The sequence below is a fragment of the Falsiroseomonas sp. genome, assembly GCF_030695085.1.
GTDB lineage: Bacteria > Pseudomonadota > Alphaproteobacteria > Acetobacterales > Acetobacteraceae > Falsiroseomonas.
Window position 1 is genome coordinate 1 of record NZ_JAUYTS010000173.1, and the last position, 1,988, is coordinate 1,988.

The 1,988-nt window shown below is 70.2% G+C and carries 3 protein-coding genes; all 3 read right to left on the bottom strand.

Translation table 11 applies throughout. The features are described 5' to 3' along the window. On the bottom strand, positions 1-678 hold a 678-nt coding region (locus tag Q8S40_RS19105; protein WP_305671673.1), incomplete at its 3' end, for a metallophosphoesterase. After that, entirely contained in the window at positions 678-1,649 is a 972-nt protein-coding gene (locus tag Q8S40_RS19110; RefSeq protein ID WP_305671674.1) for a diacylglycerol kinase family protein, read from the bottom strand. The genes Q8S40_RS19110 and Q8S40_RS19105, both read right to left, overlap by 1 nt. Positions 1,650-1,704: 55 nt before the next feature. Further along, a partial coding sequence (locus tag Q8S40_RS19115; protein ID WP_305671675.1) for a hypothetical protein occupies positions 1,705-1,988 on the bottom strand: 284 nt, incomplete at its 5' end.

A 1,988-nucleotide genomic window follows, 5' to 3' on the forward strand; every position in this document is an offset into this window, starting at 1 on the left:
GCTCGGCGGCGCCCCGCGCTCGCGATGCGAAAGCGTCCCGCAGCCCACCGCATAAGAGCAATGGTCGCCGAGACTGATGGGAAGGGCGAACGGCACGTGGACGTGGCCCGTGGCGATCAGGTCAACGCCGGCTTCGGCGAAGATCTGGGCCGCGGCGGCGCCGCGCTTGACGTCGCCGGTCATCGGCGCGCCGATCATCTCGACCAGCGGATGGTGACAGGCCAGCACCCGCAAGGCCCCGACCGGCGCCTGGCGCAGGGCCTCGGCCGCCTTGCGAGTCTGATCCAGGTCGATGACCCCCTTGGACCAGTTGGGCCGCGCCTGCCAGCCGCGGGCGGTGACGACGCCACGAACCATCAGGTTGGGGCTGAGGAATTCATGATCGTGGGCAGGGTGGCCGGTCGCGCGCTCGAACGCCTTCCATGGACTGAATAGTCGCGCGGCCAGGCTCCAGTAGGGCACGTCGTGATTGCCAACGATAACGAAGCGCGGGTCTGGCATATCGCTGATCCAGCGTCCGGCGGCCTGGAACTCGGCCGGAAAACCCTGCTGGGTGATGTCGCCGGTGATCAGCACGAGGTCCGGCGCAGTCGCATGAGCGTAGTCCAGGGCCGCGGCGCAGGCGTCCTTGTGCTCGCAGCCAAAATGAATGTCGGAGAACTGGAGGATGCGACCCACTAGACGCTGTCCTCCGCCGTCGACGGATTCGGCGCGAGCGCGCGAAAGGCCGTCCGTATGAAGCGCACGCGGGCCTCGTGACGGAGGTGGACAGGCTCGCCATCGATGACGGCCGGTATCCGGGACCGCGCCCGGATCGTGGCCTGCTGGATCGCCTTGGTGGTCACCGCCGGGTCCTGGCGCCAGTCGTCGAACACCGCGTGGGCCGCCAGGCGAAAGGCCTGAACGGCGTCGGCGGGGTCCATCGCGGCGGCCTCAAGGCCCGTGCTCTCCTCCATCGCCCTGGAGATCATCGGGCTTATGAACACCATGGCCTGGGCGCGACGTTCAGGGCGGCCGTCCAGAGAGCAACGCAATCGCCCGGAAAAGGCGCGCCGCAAGGCCCGCTTCCCATAGGCCCAGGCGAGGCCGAACTTGCCTTCGCGCACCGCTTCCCGCGCCGGCGCCCAGAGCGCCGGAGACCCGAGGATCGCGGCGCAATAGAAGGCCTGCTGGATCTGGCCGTCCGACACTTCGCCGCCGGCGACATTCTGGGGCGCGCCCTCTTCCAGCGCCCGCCTCAACGCCTCGGGCCAGTCGGCCGTACCGTACAGGGCCTTGGGCAGCATGTTCATGGTCCCGCCCGGCAGCGGCGCAATCAAGGGCCCGTCCGGTCCCGCGCGCGAGGCGATGGTCCCTGCGGTGCCGTCGCCGGCCAGGACAAACAGGACGTCCGGCCGGTCCGCGAGCGCCGCCTCGATCTGGGCGTCGAACGTCCCGCCCTCAAGGGCCACCACCGTCGCCTCGCAGGCATAGTCGGCCAGAATGCCCTCTGCCTCCTCCACGGCGTTCGGACCGACACTGCCGGCCAGGGGATTGACCAGGACAGTGATCCGCTCAAGAGGCACGTGCGGACTCAGCGGGCGCGCGCCGGAACCCGCGCCTTCAGGCGCGCCTGCAGGATCAGCGGCGGGTGTCAGGGTCTCGGTCATGCCGCCCGAACGTCCCGGCCGGTGCGATGTTCCGGCCGGAGACGGTCAAGCGTCACTATTGCTTCTTGAGCTCGTCCGAAGCGGCCGCAGCGGCGGCCTGGGCGGCGTCACCGGCCTTCCCGGCGGCGGCGCCCGTGGCATCGGCCGCTTCGCCGGCCACGCGCGGACCCTCGCCCCTGATCGTTCCGATCCCCTTGGCGATCCAGCCGTCCATGATCGCGCCGCCCTCGGCCAGCGACTGCTCCTTGACGCCCAACACCGCGGTCAGCGCACCGAACAGCGCCAGCAGGCTCACAAGGATACCCAGCAGCGGATTGCGGGAGCGCCGTCGGCTGCGGG

Excerpts from the sequence above, each read along its gene's own strand:
- Q8S40_RS19110 (WP_305671674.1), bottom strand. The coding sequence starts at position 1,649 with ATGACCGAGACCCTGACACCCGCCGCTGATCCTGCAGGCGCGCCTGAA.